The 18789-nt window shown below is 58.5% G+C and carries 23 protein-coding genes; all 23 read left to right on the top strand.

The features are described 5' to 3' along the window. Nucleotide 1 precedes the first annotated feature (1 nt). The 23 genes from OZX67_RS03870 to OZX67_RS03760 all read left to right on the top strand — a co-directional run bounded on the left by OZX67_RS03870 (nt 2) and on the right by OZX67_RS03760 (nt 18788). Nucleotides 2–505, top strand: coding sequence for a hypothetical protein (locus OZX67_RS03870; protein WP_277144367.1), 504 nt, complete (start codon nt 2–4; stop codon nt 503–505). Between the two features lie 526 nt (nt 506–1031). Then, on the top strand, nt 1032–1484 hold the full coding sequence (locus OZX67_RS03865; protein WP_277144365.1) for a phage terminase small subunit P27 family: 453 nt from the start codon (nt 1032–1034) through the stop codon (nt 1482–1484). Then, a complete protein-coding gene (locus OZX67_RS03860) occupies nt 1447–3177 on the top strand; it encodes a terminase TerL endonuclease subunit (protein ID WP_277144363.1) in 1731 nt (576 codons plus the stop codon). The genes OZX67_RS03865 and OZX67_RS03860 overlap by 38 nt, the downstream gene beginning before the upstream one ends. A 13-nt stretch (nt 3178–3190) precedes the next feature. After that, entirely contained in the window at nt 3191–3373 is a 183-nt protein-coding gene (locus OZX67_RS03855) for a hypothetical protein (RefSeq protein WP_277144361.1), read from the top strand. Beyond that, nucleotides 3373–5349 (top strand): phage portal protein, encoded by a 1977-nt coding sequence (locus tag OZX67_RS03850; protein WP_277144359.1) that lies wholly within the window; start codon nt 3373–3375, stop codon nt 5347–5349. Before OZX67_RS03855 ends, OZX67_RS03850 begins: the two co-directional genes overlap by 1 nt. 13 nt (nt 5350–5362) lie before the next feature. Then, nucleotides 5363–6508, top strand: a complete 1146-nt coding sequence (locus tag OZX67_RS03845) for an HK97 family phage prohead protease (protein WP_277144357.1) — start codon at nt 5363–5365, stop codon at nt 6506–6508. Continuing rightward, on the top strand, nt 6505–7710 hold the full coding sequence (locus OZX67_RS03840) for a phage major capsid protein (RefSeq protein WP_277144355.1): 1206 nt from the start codon (nt 6505–6507) through the stop codon (nt 7708–7710). The genes OZX67_RS03845 and OZX67_RS03840 overlap by 4 nt, the downstream gene beginning before the upstream one ends. A gap of 2 nt (nt 7711–7712) precedes the next feature. Next, nucleotides 7713–8096 (top strand): hypothetical protein, encoded by a 384-nt coding sequence (locus tag OZX67_RS03835; RefSeq protein WP_277144353.1) that lies wholly within the window; start codon nt 7713–7715, stop codon nt 8094–8096. 11 nt (nt 8097–8107) lie between these two features. Next, the gene (locus tag OZX67_RS03830) at nt 8108–8644 is read left to right on the top strand and encodes a hypothetical protein (protein ID WP_277144351.1); all 537 of its coding nucleotides are present in this window, start codon (nt 8108–8110) and stop codon (nt 8642–8644) included. Next, nucleotides 8641–8979 (top strand): hypothetical protein, encoded by a 339-nt coding sequence (locus tag OZX67_RS03825; protein ID WP_277144349.1) that lies wholly within the window; start codon nt 8641–8643, stop codon nt 8977–8979. The genes OZX67_RS03830 and OZX67_RS03825 overlap by 4 nt, the downstream gene beginning before the upstream one ends. A 4-nt stretch (nt 8980–8983) precedes the next feature. Next, a complete protein-coding gene (locus OZX67_RS03820) occupies nt 8984–9247 on the top strand; it encodes a hypothetical protein (RefSeq protein ID WP_277144347.1) in 264 nt (87 codons plus the stop codon). A 2-nt stretch (nt 9248–9249) separates the two neighbouring features. Continuing rightward, a complete protein-coding gene (locus OZX67_RS03815; RefSeq protein WP_277144345.1) occupies nt 9250–9660 on the top strand; it encodes a hypothetical protein in 411 nt (136 codons plus the stop codon). A gap of 12 nt (nt 9661–9672) precedes the next feature. Continuing rightward, the gene (locus OZX67_RS03810) at nt 9673–10404 is read left to right on the top strand and encodes a hypothetical protein (protein WP_277144343.1); all 732 of its coding nucleotides are present in this window, start codon (nt 9673–9675) and stop codon (nt 10402–10404) included. Then, nucleotides 10404–10742: a hypothetical protein gene (locus OZX67_RS03805; protein WP_277144341.1), complete on the top strand. Its 339-nt coding sequence runs from the start codon at nt 10404–10406 to the stop codon at nt 10740–10742. Before OZX67_RS03810 ends, OZX67_RS03805 begins: the two co-directional genes overlap by 1 nt. Beyond that, nucleotides 10664–11086, top strand: coding sequence for a hypothetical protein (locus OZX67_RS03800; protein WP_277144339.1), 423 nt, complete (start codon nt 10664–10666; stop codon nt 11084–11086). Before OZX67_RS03805 ends, OZX67_RS03800 begins: the two co-directional genes overlap by 79 nt. Nucleotides 11087–11102: 16 nt before the next feature. Continuing rightward, complete coding sequence (locus tag OZX67_RS03795; protein WP_277144337.1) at nt 11103–13340, top strand: phage tail tape measure protein; 2238 nt, start codon at nt 11103–11105, stop codon at nt 13338–13340. Nucleotides 13341–13342: 2 nt separating this feature from the next. Next, nucleotides 13343–14098: a 3-hydroxy-3-methylglutaryl CoA synthase gene (locus OZX67_RS03790; RefSeq protein ID WP_277144335.1), complete on the top strand. Its 756-nt coding sequence runs from the start codon at nt 13343–13345 to the stop codon at nt 14096–14098. 18 nt (nt 14099–14116) lie between these two features. Continuing rightward, nucleotides 14117–16177, top strand: coding sequence for a phage tail spike protein (locus OZX67_RS03785; protein WP_277144333.1), 2061 nt, complete (start codon nt 14117–14119; stop codon nt 16175–16177). Then, nucleotides 16174–16602, top strand: coding sequence for a hypothetical protein (locus OZX67_RS03780; protein WP_277144330.1), 429 nt, complete (start codon nt 16174–16176; stop codon nt 16600–16602). Before OZX67_RS03785 ends, OZX67_RS03780 begins: the two co-directional genes overlap by 4 nt. Beyond that, complete coding sequence (locus OZX67_RS03775) at nt 16599–17573, top strand: hypothetical protein (RefSeq protein WP_277144328.1); 975 nt, start codon at nt 16599–16601, stop codon at nt 17571–17573. The genes OZX67_RS03780 and OZX67_RS03775 overlap by 4 nt, the downstream gene beginning before the upstream one ends. Beyond that, on the top strand, nt 17570–18019 hold the full coding sequence (locus OZX67_RS03770; RefSeq protein ID WP_277144327.1) for a hypothetical protein: 450 nt from the start codon (nt 17570–17572) through the stop codon (nt 18017–18019). Before OZX67_RS03775 ends, OZX67_RS03770 begins: the two co-directional genes overlap by 4 nt. 144 nt (nt 18020–18163) lie before the next feature. Continuing rightward, a complete protein-coding gene (locus tag OZX67_RS03765) occupies nt 18164–18376 on the top strand; it encodes a hypothetical protein (protein ID WP_277144325.1) in 213 nt (70 codons plus the stop codon). An 88-nt stretch (nt 18377–18464) separates the two neighbouring features. Beyond that, nucleotides 18465–18788: a hypothetical protein gene (locus OZX67_RS03760; protein WP_277144322.1), complete on the top strand. Its 324-nt coding sequence runs from the start codon at nt 18465–18467 to the stop codon at nt 18786–18788. The last annotated feature ends 1 nt before the right edge of the window (nt 18789 follow it).

Below are 18789 nucleotides of genomic sequence, written 5' to 3'. Positions count from 1 at the left end.
CATGGGTTACAAGAACATCATCGGTGCTGTTTCGGATTCATCCTGCATCTTTAAATATTCGGACGACGAACAGGCCTTGCAAATATTCACGAACTGGAAGAACGGCAAGCCCAAGATGCATCTGCGCCGTCATGTGGAGACGATACCTTACGCAAATCTCGCCGAATACACTACCTTCATCGAAACTGATACAAAGAACACTGGTGGTGTCGGCACAGCATTGATTGGAGATGTCCTGTTCGGACCTCTCGGAGCCATTGGTGGGGCAATCCTCGGACGCAAGACCACTGTGATGGTTAAACAGCTCGGTTTGGCTTTCAAGACCAAAGAAGGTGACGAGTATGTGTTCCCTCTTGTCTATTCGATTCGTGGTCTTAAATCCGATTCTGGTGAAGTCATGATGGCTAATCGTCGGCTGGAGAAGATGGTCGCAGTATTCGAGCGAATAGGAACTCCATTCAATGCAGACTGGCACACCAGTGTTGACGCTTGGATGAAACAATAGATTTGATTGGGGGCATGCACAATGCCGTGGATGCCCCAAGGAAGATGCACCACCCCCGGTTGCGGGGAGACGGCCACGCAGCACGGCAAGTGTGAACGGCATCAGCGTAAGCCGTGGGATCAGCCGAGTCAGCATACTTTGCAGATGGATTCCGCGAAGGAAAAGAAGTGGCGTCGGCAAGTCCGCGAGAACGCCAACAGCATGTGCGAATCGTGTGGCAGGTATGCCCCACGCGGTCAGGCCGACCACATCATAGCCGTTGCTGATGGTGGTGCGTTGTACGATCCAGCGAACGGGCAATGGTTGTGCTTCGCTTGCCACAAAGCGAAAACAATCAAAGAGAACCGGCGGCGTACTCATGAGCGTGCGGTCGAACGTCGACACACTACGGGTAGGGGAGTTCGGATTTTAAATTTCCATACCGATGGCGGCGGCATGGTCAGCTCTGCGTGCGCGCGTCCGAGTTTTTCCTTTTTTTGTGAGATTTTCGATTTATTAAAGGTTTTCGGTGTGATTGGGGCTTGAAATGGGTGCTCGTGGTCCTTTGAAGCTTGCTCCGGTGGGCGAAAAGCCGGAAACCGACGCCACTGCCCAATCGATGGTCGATGTGAAGGAGCCCGAGAAGCCGATGGGGCTTCCCGACGAAGTTTCCGCGCTGTGGGATGAGATTGTACCGGTGCTTTCCGAAGCCGGTCTGCTCTCTGAAGCGGACGGAATGACGCTGGAGATGGCTTTGCGGCATTTCAGCACGGCTCGCAAAGCTTCTAATGAGCTTTTGGAACAGGGCATCGTCGTTGAGGACAAACGACATGCCAAGCAGAAAATCAAGAGTCCGAATGCACAGGTTTTTAAGGACAATTCAGCCGCGTTTCTGGAGTATGCGAAGCAATTGGGGCTCTCGTTTGCCGCAAGATCGCGGATAAGCGTGGAGGGCAGCGATCATGGCGGTAAGGAAGGCAACCCGTACGCGATCGACTGACCGGCCTTACGCCGCTCCCCTGTCCCCCGAAGTCAAATGGTATCTTAACGATCGCGGCTACAACCTGCAATCATGGCAGAAACCACTGTGGCGTACACGAGAGCCACGCGATGTCAAAGGAGCGTACTTCGACCCAGCTCGGGTCGACAAGGTCATAAAGGCGCTCAAACACCTCCGCCATACCCAAGGCAAGTGGGCAGGTCATCCGCTCCGCCCAGACGCTTGGCAGGTCGCTTACATCATCGCCCCCATCTTCGGATGGGTGAAGAAGAACGCTGCCGGCAAGATTGTCCGTGTCATCCGCAACGTTTGGGTCGAAGTACCCAGAAAGAACGGCAAGACCACCCTCGCCAGCGGCCTCGGCCTCTATCTTGGATTCGGGGACGGCGAGTACGGTGCCCAAGTCATCGCGGCCGCAGGTTCGAAGGATCAGGCTTTGAACGCCTACCGTCCAGCCCAGCTCATTGCCGACAACAGTCCTGACTTCAAACAGGCCGGCATCCAGGCAATGAAAAAAGAAATCATCCGCCCCGTCGACCAGTCGTTCTTCAAGGCTGTTGGTTCGATCGGCGACCTGCTGCAGGGATCCAATCCAAGCGGATATATTGTCGACGAGATGCACGTCCACCGTGATTCCACCGTCATCGATGCCCTTGAATCCGGCACCGGTGCCCGCGAGCAACCGCTGGGCATCATCATCACGACTGCTGACGACGGAAAGCGCAACAGCCCCTATTCGCAGCACCGTGACCGCATCGAAAAACTGTGCAAAGGAATCTACCATAATCAAACCGAATACGGGGTTATCTTCGCGGCACCCAAATCCGCGGATCCCTTCAAGGAATCGACCTGGATGCGCGCAAACCCCGGCTATGGCGTCAGCCCCAGCAAGGAATTCATGCAAGCCGAAGCAGAAAAGGCCAAGGACTCGCCTTTGAACCTCGCACGGTTCCTGCGCCTCAATCTCAACGTCCGCACCAAGCAAACCACGAAATACATCAGCCAACGAGCATGGAACGCCAACGACCGAGAGATAGACGAAACGAATCTGCGCGGAATGGATTGCTACGGCGGCCTTGACCTCGCCAGTGTCTCCGATTTGTCAGCACTGTGCTGGCTCTTCCCTACCGATAACGACAGGTACAAGGCAGTCTGGAGATTCTGGACACCCGAGGACAATCTCAACGCGCTCGACGTCCGTACCAACGGCATGGCCAGCGTGTGGGCGCACGACGGATGGCTCACCACAACGCCTGGAAACGTGCAGGACTACGACTTCATTCGCCAGCAGATCAACCACGACTGCGAGACCTTCGAGGTGCAATCGCTCGGCTACGACCCGTTCAACTCTTCGCAGCTGGTGAACGACCTCGTGGCCGACGGAGTGAACATGGTCAAGGTCCGGCAAGGCTATCTCACGCTTTCGCCACCGCTCAAACAGGTGCAGCGACTCGTCCTGTCCGGCCTCAAAGCCGAACCGGGAATCATGCATCACAACCCGGTCATGGACTGGTGCATGGACAACCTCGCAGTCACCACCGATCCTGCCGGCAACGTCAAACCCGATAAAGCAAAATCCGGCGACAAGATCGACGGCGTGGCCGCACTGGTCACCGCCATGAGCGAGGCCATAGCCGCAGACCAACGCAATACGCACAGCGCCTACGAAGAACATGGGCTGCTTATCGCATAAAGGAGAACACATCATGTGGATCATGCCAGGGAAAAACGTCACCGTCAGCCTCACCGACGGAAGCGCTCTGACAGGGCGTTCGCAACTAGCCTGGCCGGGACGCGTTCGCCTCAGCGGTATCAAAGTCAAGGAAGGCGAAGTGCCTGGCACCGTGACAATTTACAAACAATCGATCATGACAGTGCAGGTGGTGTAATGGTAAGCCTTAATACAGCAGACGGGGTTATTACCATCGGAAATCCGAGTGTTCCCAATGCCAACACCCACACTTCGTGGGGTATACCCGTAGCCGACCCCGGAGTTCCCCTATCCTCGATTGCCAGTCTAGGTCCCGTAAACGTTCAGCAGGTTTGGCGTACCCAACCTAGCGTGCGCAAGGTGGTTGAGTTTGCAGCACGTAATGTGGCTATCATCCCCTGGAAGGTCTATCAGCGCCAGTCAGATGACGACCGGATCCGCGTCAGTGATAGTGCCGCCGAGAAGCTTCTGCGAAAACCTGATGTGCAATCCAGACGGACCAGTTTCGATCTGCTTTATCTCCTCACCTGCGACGCCATGATGTATGACCGATGGTGCGTCGTCTTACTTGACGACACCAAAGGAAGACAATGGCTCCAACGGATACCGCCCCGCATGCTCCTGGTCGAATCCGATGCGATTGACAACATCATCCATGTCGGAGTGCAGACCGCACAAGGAACCATCGATCTTACCGATGAGGCGCTCGCGATCGGTACCGGTTGGTCAGCAGTTGACGGAATCGGTGTAAGCCCGCTGGTCACGCTATCCCAGATTCTGCAGGAACAGACCAACGCGATAGCTTGGCGCAATGCGCAATGGGATCGCTCGCCGAAATTCACGGGAATCATCACCCGCCCTGCAGATGCCCCGAAATGGGACGATAAAAAGAAGGAACGGTTCATCCAGTCCTGGCGTAAATTCCGTGATTCCAATGCGGGAGGAACACCAATCTTTGAAGACGGCATGGATTACAAGAACCTCGGCAGCACCATCACCCCTGATGATGCCAACGACATCGAAGGCCGCAGGCTCAGCGAAATCGAAGTCTGTTCAGCTTTCCATATCCCCCCAGAACTCGTAGGAAGCAGGCAGGGAAACTATTCGAACATCGCCGCATTCCGACAGATGCTCTACGGTCCTACCCTCGGCCCAATCCTTGAACGATTCGAGCAGGAATTCAATCTGCAGATCATTCCGGCTTTGGATGCTTCTGGAGACGGATTATACGGCGAACTTGACCGCAATGCAGCCCTTAACGGCTCCTTCATGGAAATGGCCCAATACCTACAAACCGCCGTCGGAGGCCCCTACATGACACGTGCTGAAGCACGCTCGCTGCTCGACATGTATAAGATTCCCGGCACTGAGGACCTCATCGTTCCTCTGAACGTCACCGCCGGCGGCTTGGCTTCTCCTACTGATACTGGTTCGCAAAACCGTAAAGCACGACAAAGCCAAGCGCGCTCACAGGCGCGAATGGCACTACGAAGATCTGCATTGGACGAGCTCGCCACAGTCAAAACGAAAGCTGAAGCCGGATTGGCAGATACCTTGCGAGGCATCTACCAGCGTCAGCTTGATGAGCACAAGACTGGGGAGAACGCGAAGGATTTCCACCGCAAATGGGACAAGATCCTCGCCGACGCGATGAACCCGCACACGTGGGCAACGGCCCTTGCGGCCGCTAAGAGCGTCATTCGAGAATACAACCCGGACGAATCCGGCTGGTCAGAAGACGTTATGCAGCCCTATATCGCTGCAGTCAATAACAATGCCGCCCAGAAAATCAACGATGGGATGCTCGACAGCCTCGACGAACTCGATGAATCTGACCAGGAAAGTGATGACGATACCGATCCGAAGCAGGCCTTGCTCAACAAGCTCAAGGACTCCACCGCACTCGCATGGGCAGGGGCCCTCGTGGCGAATTGTGCAGGCTTCGGTCGGCAGGACGCCGCACGGGCATCAGGACTCACGCAGAAAACCTGGACGGTGACCTCGGCGAACCCGAGACCATCCCACGCCGCCATGAACGGTGAAACGGTCGACATGGACGACATCTTCAGCAACGGTGCCCGCTGGCCTGGCGACGGCGGGCTGGACGTCGACGAATCAGCAGGATGCACCTGCGTACTCAGCTACACATGGTGAAAAGGAGACCACATTGGCAAAAATCACAGTAGTGACCGGACCTCCGGCCGCAGGAAAAACCACCTATGTCATAGGACACAAGCATATCGGCGACGTGGTTATCGACTTCGATGCGCTCGCAAAGGCTCTTGGGCAGACGGAAACTCATTCCGTCGAGGGAATGCCTGCAAAACTGGCAAAAGCCGCTCGCGACAGCGTCATCGACGATGTACTCAAGGGCATCGATGCCGATTCATGGATCATTCAGACATGGATGAATCCAGAAAGGGCCGACGAATACAAACAGGCTAAAGCAGTCATAGTAACTGTCGATCCTGGCATTGAAACTGTGCTCCAACAAGCAAAGGATGACAAACGTCCTGATGGCACGGCTGACGAAATCAAACGCTGGTACGAAAGCAATGGAAAACGCGAAAAGCAGAAGAGCGACACCCATACCAAAATCTGCAAGCAGTTTTCTGTCAAAGCAGACGCCAGCGCCGGCGAAGGTAAATTCACCGCGCTCGTGTCAGCATTCGGCGTCGAGGATTCACAAGGCCAGATTATCGAGCCAGGGGCTTTCGCAGAATCACTGAAAGCCTTCGACGAAAAGACGCCACTGCCAGTCCTCTGGGATCACCAATGGGATGACATCTGGGCACACATCGGCTCCGCACAGGCAAGCGAGACCGATGAAGGCCTACAGATCGAGGCACAGCTCGACATGAACAATCCCACCGCGCAACAGGCCTACAGCCTGCTCAGCCAAGGCCGTGTCCATGAGTTTTCAATCGGCGGTTACGAGGATCCGTCGCAGATCGAGACCGACGATGACGGAACCGAGCACGTCAAGCAATTCGAGCTCGCCGAAGTCAGTATGACGCTCAAAGGGGCGAACCCCGATACCAAGCTCATTGATGTCAAGCATGATGACAAACCCGTGGAAAAGGAAGGGCGTGTCCTCGCCTCGAAGCACGTCGAAGCGCTCAAAACGACCAGGGCAAGCCTTGCTGAAGACATCAAGGCACTCGATGACGTGATTGAAGCGGTGTCACCTCCCGGCGGTGACGGGAAATCCAAGAATTTGGCCTCCGAACATTCGGAGGCCTTTTTAATGCGCCAGCGAAAGGCGTTGGCGCGAATCCATCTAGCTGCCCTGACGGGCGAGGAGGAATCATGAACAAAAAGGAACAACTCAAGGCCCTGCTCGCCGAGGCCAAGACGCTCGAGGCCAAGGGTGAAAACCTGACCGCCGAGGATATCGAAAAAGCCGAAAAGCTTGCCACCGATATCGATACTCTCAAAAAGGACATCGCCAAGACCGAGAAGACTACGACACTGCTGAAAGACGCACTCAAGTCCGAACCCACAAGCAAGGGCAACGACGGCACCGAGAAAGAGATGAAAGGCCTGACGCTCGGCCAGCGCTTCGTCAACTCCCCAGCCATGAAGTCATGGCGTAAGGATAATCCTCATGGCGGTGATGGCCGTCCGGTCAGTATCAAAGCGACCAATCTCGGAACTTACCACACCGTTCGTAAAGCTGATCCGAGCCCGCTTTCGACAGCTCTGCCAGGTGCGATTCAAGTCGGCCGCCTACCAGGAATTGATGATCTGACCTATCGGCCGCAGCCGGTTTTCCTTAACCTCATCACTCGCGGAACGACGAATCTAACTCATACCGAATATCGTCAGCTGATTGCTGTCACCAACAATGCAGGCGTTGTCGCCGAAGGCGGGAGGAAGCCGCTCTCCACCCTCCAGTTCTCAAAGAAGACCGCTGACGGGTACAAGTATTCCGATGGTTTCAAGGTAACCGATGAGGAGCTCAAGGATGATGGCATTATCACCACCCTCATCGATACGACTCTGAAAAACAACCTAGACGCGAAGATTGAGGATCTCCTGTTGAATGGCACAGGCGTTGAAGAGCCCGAGGGAATCCTGCACATGTCCGGGACGCTGTCTCAGGCGTTCGCCACGGACATGGTCACCACCATCCGCAAAGGCATCACTACTCTCCAGACCACCAGCAAGGCGAACGTGCAGGCCATCGTTCTCAATCCGGTTGATATCGAATCCATCGATTTGCTTAAGGATAATAACAACCGCTATCAAGGCCAAGGCCCGTTTGGTATGGGCCCGCGCACGCTGTGGGGCGTACCGGTAGTCGCCGCCCAGTCGGTTGCCCAGGGAACGGCAATTATGGGCGACTTCAGCGTCATCCAACTCCTTGACTACGAAGGCCTCAACGTGACTGCGTTCAACCAGAACGAGGACGATGCCCGCAATGGACTGATCTACATCCGTGCAGACCAGCGCAGCCTCATGCTCTGCCGCGAACCTTCCAAGCTGCTCGTAGCGACTGTTAAGGCGGCCTGACGATGGAAGACGAATACGGAATGGTCATCATCGGCGGGAAACGCTACCGCCCCGTAGATGCCAAGAAATTCGGTCTTGACTTCGAAGAATCGGAGAATTCGACTCAGACAGATGCAAAAGATAAATCTTCTGAGACTCCGACCGACAAGGCTCCTGCTAATCAACCCGCAGAAAACCCTAAGGATGAAGCCGCTGCAGCAGATAAGACAGACGAATCTTCGGACAAACCTTCCGACGATAAGGATGTCGACAATACCCGGGAGGCAGCGGCCGCCGACGATAAAGCAACGGACAACCCAAAGAAGGAAGACAAGGAAACGCCTTCTACGAAGGAAGTCCCCGCACCTGAGACCACAAAGGTGAAGTCCCCTAAGAGCACGAAGTAGAAGGTGAGCAAATGGCCGAAACGACCTACTTAGCCGATCCGAATGATCTGAAGACGCTGACCGGCGCTTCGGCCGACAACCCGAAACTCCTGCTTGCGCTCCGTCGGTCGACCGACCGTTTCGTCGGCGGCATCGGCTGGGACCCGCAGCTCAAAGAGCATGACAATATCACGCTCAACGGCAACGGAACCCAGACGCTACTGCTGCCCGCCCTACACATTACTGAAATCGACAAAGTAACGGCCAATGGCACCGATGTCGACGACTGGCAGGCCGATCGCGACGCTGGAATTCTGCGCCGCGAAGCCCGCTGGCCGGACGGCCTCGGCAATGTCACCGTTACATGCACACATGGGTGGGGCACAACTCCGGGAGATATAGCTGACGCTGTTCTCGAGCAGGCCGAAATCCAATACCGTGCGCTCGCCGGCATCCAGACCTATTCGCTTGGATCCAAGAGCATCGGCTTCGGAGCCTCGGCCACGGTCGGAGTCACACAGAAATGGACCGAGACCGTGCAGCGCTACTCGCTGGGAGGCCGCGTATGAACGGGCTCGGCATCTTCGGCGGCACCACCATCGAATACCGCAACCCCACTTACACGCGCGACCATGGCAGCCTCACGCTCACGTGGCCTGAAGAGTGGCAGACGCTCGACGGTTGTGACCTGCAGGATCCCGCCACCGCCGTCGACTCGAAAAATCGTGAAGGCACGTTGAACCAGTACACGCTCTACATGCCCGAAGGTTCCCCAGTCGCCGACAACGCACAGGTCAGGGTCAACAACCAGATGCTGCAGGTGGATGGCATGGTGCTTCGTTTCCCTGACCCTCTGGAGATCCTCGCATATTGCAAGGCGACCCTCAAAGCTTGGAAAGGATAGCGCCATGGCAGGGAAAGTCACCATCAAATTCCACTACGACGCTTTCGACGAAATGCGACGGGACGAGGCGGTCAACAAGGAGCTGAAGGACAAGGCCTACGAGATCGCAGAGCGAGCCAACGAACTCGCCGGCATCGAAAACGGTTACCAGGTGTTCGCAGTCCCCTCGAAATCCCGCTGCAGATACATCGTCTCAGCCGTCACCGAAGAGGCCAGACGGCTGGAAGCCACAAAGCGATGCCTGACCAGGGCTTTGACAGGAGGTTAGAAATGCAGCTTTCTGCCAGCCGAGACATCGAGCAGCAATGTATCGACCAAATAAGCAGTGTCCTGCACGAAATCACTGAAACGCAAACCGTCGAAGTTGGCACCCGCATATCTGTCGATAAAGACGGTAACACACTGCCGGAATTCATCCGTATCTTCGCCAGCAACAGCCAGTCAGAAACCATGAAAACCACATCGTGGAACATCACCGTGGAAGGCTGGGCACAAACCGAAACACGAGCCAGCGAACTCACACGGCTCGCAACCTCGGCATTGCTCGACTCGCATGGCCTGCTGTTCGGCTGCCAGCTCCTCGGCGGCGCAGGCAACGACCCCCACCCCGACTATCCGAAAATGAGCCGCTACGACTCCATCGTCGAAGTGCGCTCGCGAAACATCATCAAAAACATCTAAAAGGAGAAAACTATGAGCGACAAGAGCAACATCGTCGTCGGCTCCGACCTCGTCACTGGAGGCGTTTCACTCGCCCCACTTGGCACCAAGGAACCGAAATCAGCCACTGAAGAACTAGATAAAGCCTTCGGCCATGCGGGCTTCGTATCCTCGGACGGTCTCGACCGCGAGGAAAAGGTCGACACCGACAACATCACCGCCTGGGGCGGGCAGACTGTCCGAATCGTCAAGAAAAGCCAGTCGGTCACCGCAGGTTACACATTCCTCGAATACCTGAATGTCATCGTCCAGCGCGCCATCTATGGCGACGCCAACGTAACCACCACGGAAGCGACCGAGGAACACGGGAATCTAATGGAGATTGCCGGCAAGATTGACCTTGCACCGCACCGCGTCCAGGTCATCGACATGGTCGACGGAGACGTTCGCGGCCGCCTCGTCTTCCACGATTCACAGATTACCGAGCGTGACAAGTACACCGCCAAGGACACCACCAGCATCAACCGCAAAGTCACCTGGACGCTACTGCCGGACGATAAGGGCGAGTACTTCCACGAGTACTGGGACGACGGCAAGAAACGTATCCACGTCGAAGACGAAACCCAGAAGGAAGCAGCAGCCTCCGACGAATCCAGCCAAAATATCGAATCTGCAGCAGAACAGAAGTCCATTGAAAGCTCGAAGGATTCAGAACAACAGCAGGCTTCAGCTAAACAAGCCGGAGACACTGAGGAGAACGCCTGATGGTTTATAAGATTCAGCAATCCGCAGCCAAAAAGCCCGAGAACCAGTTCGAATTCCAGATGCCGGACTCCGACAAAGTCTATTCCGTGCCGCTGCTGCAGTTCATCAGCCCGAAACTGATTCTCAGCCTGGGCGATGTCTCCGACCCATCAAGCCAGATGACGTTCACCCAAAAGCTGCTCGAATACTACAGCACCGATGGCATGCCTCTACTTGACCTCTTCGATGACGGTCAGCAGATGATGGATTGGTTTGAGGCATGGCAGGAGGCCAGCACAATCAGCCTGGGGGAATCGAAAGCCTCGGAAACCTCCTCAAAGAGCACCGAGGCGCAATAAACCGCGATCTGCTCGAACACGGGCTCACGTTGACGATGTTCGGCGATGAGCCCTACACCTGGGCGGAGTTTTACGACTTCGTCAGTTACGAGTCACTTGACTCCGCCTTGGGCACTGAACTGATGGGATTGCCAGACGGGGTGCGGTTCGGCAATCTTCTCCAGTCCCGTATCGTCGACCAATTTTCGGCTTTTGTTGCCGGCCTGTCCGGAAGCAAACCGCATCTGCTCGATCTGGCCCATCTCGGACGACAAAACGAACCCAACAAGTTCAAACTTCGGCACACACCAGACCGACTTCCGGTCAAAGAAATGATGAAAAGAATCGGCTGGGACGAGCCGTAGAACGCAAGGAGACGTCATGGCAACCAAGAAACTCATGACCGCCTACTACGAACTGATAGCGGCCACACCCAACGCGGAAGCACAAATCGCCAGCGCCGTCGTACCGGCAGCGCAGAAAGCCGGAGAACAGGGCGGCTCTACTCTCGGTTCCAGCCTCGTCGCCAACCTCAAGAAGTTCGCCGCACCTGCGGCCGCTGCTCTGAGCGTCGCCGGCGTCGCCAAATTCGTCCAGGACTCAGTCAAGCAGTTCACCAATCTGACCGGCTCCATTGCCAGCCTCCAGCGCATCACCGGCGGCACCACAGCTCAGGTCAGCGCCTTGCAGGGAGCCATGCGACTTTCCGGCATGGACGCCAGCAAGGCCAACACTTCGCTCACCATCTTCGCAAAGAAACTACAGGGCGTGGAAGGCGACAGCAAGAAGACCGCAGCCATGCAGCAGCTGCTCGGCACCAGCATCAACGACGCCAACGGGCATCTCAAACCCATGAGCGAGCTGCTCCCACAGGTTGCCGACAAGTTCAAGAGCATGCCCGACGGCGTGGAGAAAACCGCTCTCGCCACCCAACTGTTCGGCAAAAGCGGCACCGCAATGCTGCCCTTCCTCAATCAAGGATCATCAGGTATCACCGCTTTGGAAGCGAAGGCGAAAAGCCTAGGCATCGTACTCGACGACAATTCCAAGAACAAATGGGCGGCATATCGTAGCGCGGTCCGCAATGTGAACCTCTCCATGGAGGGGATGAAAACCCAGATCGGTGAAGCTCTTATCCCTGTGTTCACGGGCTTCTCGAACTTCATCGCAAATTCCGTCACTCCGACGATTCAAAAGCTTATTCAATGGTTCCAAAGTCCTGCAGTACAGGACTTCGCCAACAAGGCCGGGGTTTCCCTCTCCCAACTGGGAACTGCCATAGGCAATCTCACCTCCCAGGGCATGCAGAAGCTCAAAGGACTGTTCAACTGGGTCAGCCAGAACAAGGACTGGCTCGCACCTATAGCTGTCTCAATAGGAACCGTCGCCACAGCGATAGGCGCGTACAGGACAGCGGTATCCGTCACTAAAACAGTAACAACACTATGGACGAAAGCCACCCAACTCGCCACCACGGCACAGAACCTCTTCAACAACGCCACCAAAGCCAACGTGCTGGGTCTGGTCGCCACGGCGCTCGCGGCCGTCGTGGCAGGCTTGGTCTATTTCTTCACCCAGACTGAGACGGGCCGCAAGGCATGGAAAACGTTCACCGACTGGCTGACCACGACTTCCGAATCGATTAAAGCCAAGTGGAATGAAATTTGGACTAGCATCGGCGATTTCTTCAAAAACGTATGGGAAGGAATGAAGACATACGGCAAGACGGCGGTGGAATTCATCGTCGGATTCATGACCGGCGGGATTGCCGGCGTGCTCGCAGTGTTCTTCACCCAGACCGATACAGGCAAGAGGATATGGGCGGAATTCACTCAGTTCTTCAATGAAAAGGTCACTGATATCAAGAATTGGTTCCACCAAGCTGGGGATTCCGTCACTGGCAAATGGCACGAGGTGACCTCTTACTTCGGAAGCATACCAGGGTCAATCTTGGGCTATTTCGCCGGCATCGGTAACATACTCTCCAACGAGTGGCTCGCGGCCGGCGACTGGGTCACCGGCAAATGGCGGAACCTGATGAACTGGTTCTCGTGGATCCGATCTTCTGTAAACGGCTATTTCGCAGGTATCGGTAACATACTCTCCAATGAGTGGCTCGCAGCCGGCGACTGGATTGACGGCAAATGGAATCCACTCATAAACTGGTTTATGAACATTCCGGGATGGATTGGTGGAGCGTTCAGCAATGTTGCTAACATCATCGCCAACCCCTTCATCAGCGCCTTCCAATCAATCCGAAACTGGTGGAATTCAACTATCGGAGGATTCGGCTTTAATGTTCCAGACTGGCTGCCAGGAGTCGGCGGGAAAAGCTTCCGCGTCCCCATGCTCGCCAACGGCGGAGTCCTTGCTGCGGCAGGAACCGTCATGGTGGGCGAACGAGGTCCCGAGCTGTTGACCCTCCCCGAAGGGGCACAGGTCACACCGCTCAGGCACAACGCCGCAGGATCACTGTCGAAGGCCGACCTTGTCGACGCTTTCGCACAAGCGCTACAGCAGGTGCCGATGGCCCGCCTCTACACGCCGGAACAGGCCGCGAAGGTCATGAGTCCGGCGATGCGACGCGAATTCGCCATCGGCGAGTACATGGGAGTATGAGCATGAGATTGGGACACGTCGACGGCCTGCTCTTCAACGGGCAGACCCTGGAATCGTTGATGCTCGGCCTCGAACAGAGCGGCGTCGAAATCGGAGGCACGACCCCCGTGACCAATCTCGCCACCGTACCCGGAATGTCAGGCGGTCTCGACCTTAGTCTTCACGACTCTATGGACGCCGCCTACACCGGTACGCGCACCATCACCATGCACATCTACACCGAAGGCGACGAGCAGGACGTAATCGCCGCAAAAATCAAGCTCGGTGACTATCAAGGCAAAACAGGCTCACTGACATGGCGCACACTCCCCGGAGAATACCGAGGCACCATCACCGTTGGAATGTGGAACGACAAATTTGACGGCAAGATTCTCGCCGGATCTCTCGTCGATGTGACGCTCACCTGTCAGCCGATGCTTTACGGGCGCAGGAGCGTACAGAAACTCGTCGAGGGAAACAATATGGTGCGTGTGCCGGGCAACCGGGAGACGTGGCCGGTGCTCACGCTCACTCCCGAGCCCGGCGCTCGCGGGCTGCAGGTGGAGTGCGGACAAAGATTTCTGCGTATCCCCGATAACCCTTTACCAATCGGCGGGACGGTGCTGCTTGATTGTGCGAACCGCCGGGCTTCGGCCAACGGAAACCTCATACAGGTGACGTTGGATTCTGACTGGTTCCCGCTGACGCCGAAGGCGACGGAGATTGTCTGCACGAATTGTTCCGGCTCGATTGCGTTCGAGCCGATGACCCTGATCTGATTTTCGGAAGGCGGACTCATGCGTTTCATGCTCTTCGACCGCGAGTCCAGGTACAAGGCGGACTTGTCGCCGATTTCGGCGGTGCGCACGCGCAATGTGGACGGCACCGACAAGCTGGAGCTCACCCTTGCCGACGAGGTGGTGAAGGGCGATCGCATCGTTTTCGAGGATTCGATGGGACGCTGGGTGGAGACGGAAATCCAGTCGGCGGACTGCACACGCGAGGACGGCAAACCGCTGGCAAGGGTCGTGGCCACATCCTCGGTGTCGGAGCTTTCCGACGTGGCCATCGTCGACAGACGCAACCGCGGTGCCAGCGCCTCCGACTGCCTGGCGAAGGCGCTGGAGGGCACGCGCTGGGAGGCGGGCACGGTGCAGGCGGGAGCGAACAACGTACGTGCCGACCTCGCGTTCTATCACACCGACACACTCTCCGCAATACAGTCGATTTGCGACACGTTCGGGCTGGAGATGGCCACCGGCATCATCCTCAACGACGACAAGACGAGCATCGACCGCCGGCGCATCAGCTTGCTCGCCCGACGCGGCCGCGAGTCGACCACTCGCCGTTTCGAATACGGCAAGGACCTGCTTTCCATCCGTCGCACAATCGGCGGGGAGCGGGTCAAGACCCGTCTCTACGGCTATGGTGCCGGCATCGAGGAGACCGACGCTGAGGGCGAGGCCACGGGCGGCTACACGCGCAAGATCAGCTTCGACACCGTCAACAACGGCCTGCCCTACGTGCAGGACGACGAGGCGGTGAAGGTATGGGGCATACCCGGCCCCGATGGTCGGCTCAGGCATACGGAGGGGTTCGTGGAGTTCCCCGACTGCAAGGACCCGACCGAGCTGCTGCGGCTCACCAGGGCGAAGCTCAGGGAGAGCGTCACCCCGCAAATCACCTACGAGGCCAGCGTGCAATCCCTCGCCGCGGCCGGTCTGGACGCGGACGGCATCGACCTCGGCGATTCGGTGCAGATCGTCGACACGAGCTTCCCCTCGCCGCTCCGGCTGGAGGGGCGGGTGCTGGAGCTGAAGGAGGACCTGCTGGGCGGGCCTTCCGGCACCACCATCACGCTGGGCAACATCATCGAATCGATCACCCAGCGTAACGCAAGAGTTGATCAGGCGATCCAGCAGCTCACGGGGCATGCGAGCTCGTGGGACGACGCGGCCACGCTCGGCAGCAACTGGCTCAACAGCGTCATCGCCGGCATGAACGAGGTACTGAACCGAACCGGCGGCTACGCCTACAATGACGTGCCCGGCGAGGGAATCATGATCTACAACAGGCCGAGAAACCAGAACCCCACGCAGGCCCTGCAGCTTTCCGGCGGCTTCTGGCGGTGTGCCGACGGCAAGAACTCGCAGGGCCAGTGGAACTGGCGCACGATGGCGAATGGACACGGGCTCATCGCCGACGCGCTCTACGCGGGCACCATCACGGGCGGCAAGGTGAAATGGGACCTCACCCAGGGCGTCCTGAAGGTTGAGGGGCCGGACGGCGTGGAGGTGAGGCTCGACGCGTCCACCGGCTTCTCGATCTGGCAGAACGGCAAGCGTATCGGCGGCATCGTCATCAAGGACGGGCAGGCCTTCCTACAGGCGGCTCGTGCCGGGACCACGGACGAGCTGTACCTGACCACCGGTCTGACCACGAGGAACAACCCCGGCACTAGCCTCATCAACAAGAACGGCGAGTACGCGGCCATCGAGGCACTCACGGCGGTCGACGGGCCCCAGGACGAGACGAACGGCGTGGGCATGGCCTGTTTCGCCAAACCGTTCCTGCAGGCGAGCACCTATTACCGCCAGGTCTGGCTCTACCCGCCGGAGAAGGAGAACACGTACCTGGAGCAGCCTGATGAGCAGGTATATCTGAACTCCGACACCCATACCGGCTGTATACAGATCAGCAAGGACTGCGGGCTGTTCATGGACCGTGGCCGTTTAGTGCTGCAGCTCGACGCCACGCATTGGGTCGGCGTCGAATCGAACGGCGTGCAGTGCCGGTGCGGGCCGAACGGGTTCGGCTGGGTCAACGGGAAGTTCAGCCCCAACCTCCAGTGGAAATGACAGGAAAGGAAACCATTATGAACAACGACAGCACTCAGTACGAGGCCGCCGGCAACGGGCGTGCGCCCGATACGCCGGCCGGGCACAAGATGCCCGAAGCGGCCACGGAAGGCGACACGCTCGCCGGCATGTTCGACGCCGGGTCGGGAGGCACCGACAGGATGCTCTCCCTGCTGGCGCAGGTCAGCGCGAGCACCTCGCAGGCGGTTGCCGAGACCAGCGTGCAGGTCAGCGCGCTCACCGCGTCCATGGCGGTCATGGAACGCTATCTGATGGCGCGCGACGGCACCGCCCCGCCCGACAATGCCGATGCCGCCGCCGGAACCGAGGGGCCTGCAACAACCCCCGGTACCAACACGGCAGACGGCACGGGCACCCAACCTGATCCGGCGCACGCTGGTGCAAAGGAAGGCGGTGACGCATGAGCCTGGACTCTTACCGCGCGGTCGACATCACGCTCGACCGCGCCAACGATTGGATCCCGCCGGTCCGTCTGAACGCGGGCGACGTTCAGGGGCGCGTGTTGCGGGTGGCGGTGACCGACGGCGGCGTTCCTGTAACCGATACCGGCATCAGCGCAAGAATCCTGTTCAACGCCTCGCCGTCGACGGATTCGGGCGGCTACGTGACGATGGAACGTGACACGGAGGCCGACGGGCTGGTGTTCACCTGCCCGATACCACGCCAGGCGCTCACGCCGCCATCGACCAAGATGGCCATAGAGCTGCAGGACGCGCAGGGCAATGTCACCGATTCGCGCGATTTCACCGCGACCATCGACCCCAGCCTGCTGAAGATGCAGGGCGAGGCACCCGACGCCTTGGCGGAGTGGAAGCAGGCAATCGGCGAGATGGGGCCGGCGACCGACCGCGCCAACCGGGCCGCGCAAAGCGCGGAGGACACGGTGCGCGACGCGTCGGTGGATATAGGCGACGTGGTCACGCTGGCACCGGGCAGCAAGGCCACCGCGACGTTGGAGGGCACCGGTCTGAGACGCACGCTGGATCTGGGCATCCCGCAGGGCCTGCAGGGGCAGAAGGACCCCGAGGCCGTGCAGGCAGCCAAGGAGGCGAAGGCCAGCGCGGACGCGGCCGCGAAGAGCATGGCCGGCGCGCAGGACGCGGTGTCGCAGGCCGCGGGCTCCGCCACCGCCGCCGCGCAGTCGGCGGCGCAGGCGGCGGCCATCGCGATACCGACCTACATCACCGACCAACCCAACGACACGTACACGCCGCCGAGCGTGCCGTGCATCATCCTGAGCACGTACCCCGACCCCGACCGTGGCGGCACGTTCGTCGACGACGGCAAGCCCGACACCACGCCACAGGCCGGGGCCACGCAAACGGGAGGCGCGCCGACGGATGCCGGAGCGGAAGGAAAGGGGCTGGAACCGTGAGCCAAAGACAGGTTTCCAAGGGCGTCATCCCCTCAGGGCAAGACCCCGAAAGCGAGTGGCACGGCACGGCATGTCCGGAGGACGGCACCATGCAATGGGTGCACGACGCCACAATACTGTCAGTCACACAGACCGGAGGCGCGCTCGACACCACGGTCGAAAACGACGCGATCCGCCTGCCGGAGGGGCTGTACATGGTCAGCATACAGGCCGCGTTCGCGGCGATCACAGGCGGTTGGGTGAGCGTATACGCGTCGCTATCGCAAGGCGCTCGCGAGGTATTGCCGGTGTCGGATGAGCTCAACGCGAACGGATACAACGGGCTGACCGCCATGGGCGTCATCCGCTGCGACGGCACCAGGCCGTCCGTGTCGGTGACGATCGGCGGCGGAAGCAGCGGTACCCTGCGCAAACCCATCACCATCGACATCGTCAAAATCGGATAGCAAAAGGAGCAGACATCATGAGCAGAATGCAAGTAAGCAAGGGATTCGCCCCCCCCTCAGCCCGATACCGGGGACCTGATCGACCTCACGGGTGTCGATGACAACCAGATCGACTACGCGCGGGCCACGCAGTTCGGAGGGCTCGTGGCGCTCCAGCTGCAGGTCACAATGCCCGAAAACGGGCACTGGAGCCTCGGCAGGCTCACCAGGTTGCGTCCCGCCGCGAAGACCGGCATCGTCATCGCCAACAACGACAAGGTGTTCCGAGGCATCATCGACACGGACGGCAACATCCAGTCCTTCCAACCGATGACCGCCACCTGCAGCGTCGACGCCGTCTACATCACCAACGAATAAAAAGGAGCAGACATCATGAGCAGAATACAGGTGAGCAAGGGCATCGCCCCCCCCCCCCCGGAAGGTCCTGACCGACCCGAGGGAGTTTTTGGACTACGCGCCCGGGTTCGTTGACTACGAGGGGAGCTTCGCCTACATGATCGTGCGGGGGCTGGCGGTCGTGAACATCACCGTGAAGGGCACCATCCCCAACAGCGCCAGGCCCGTGGTGGCCACGCTCAAGCCCGCATGGCGCAGCGCCCGCCCGGAGGACATGCCGTGCGCCCTGGGCGGCAGCCTTCCCGGCACCGCATGGACCGGCGGCGACCCGGACGGAGTCTCCGACGTCGGTGACGTGATCGTGGCCAACAACACCGGCATCACCGTCGGCTGGGCCGCGGTCACGTTCGTCTACCCCCTGAAAGAGTCGTAAA

Origin of the sequence: Bifidobacterium sp. ESL0728 (genome assembly GCF_029392015.1) — a bacterium.
GTDB lineage: Bacteria > Actinomycetota > Actinomycetes > Actinomycetales > Bifidobacteriaceae > Bifidobacterium.
The sequence above is the reverse complement of the archived record's forward strand: the minus strand, read 5'-3'. Positions and strand labels throughout refer to the sequence as shown.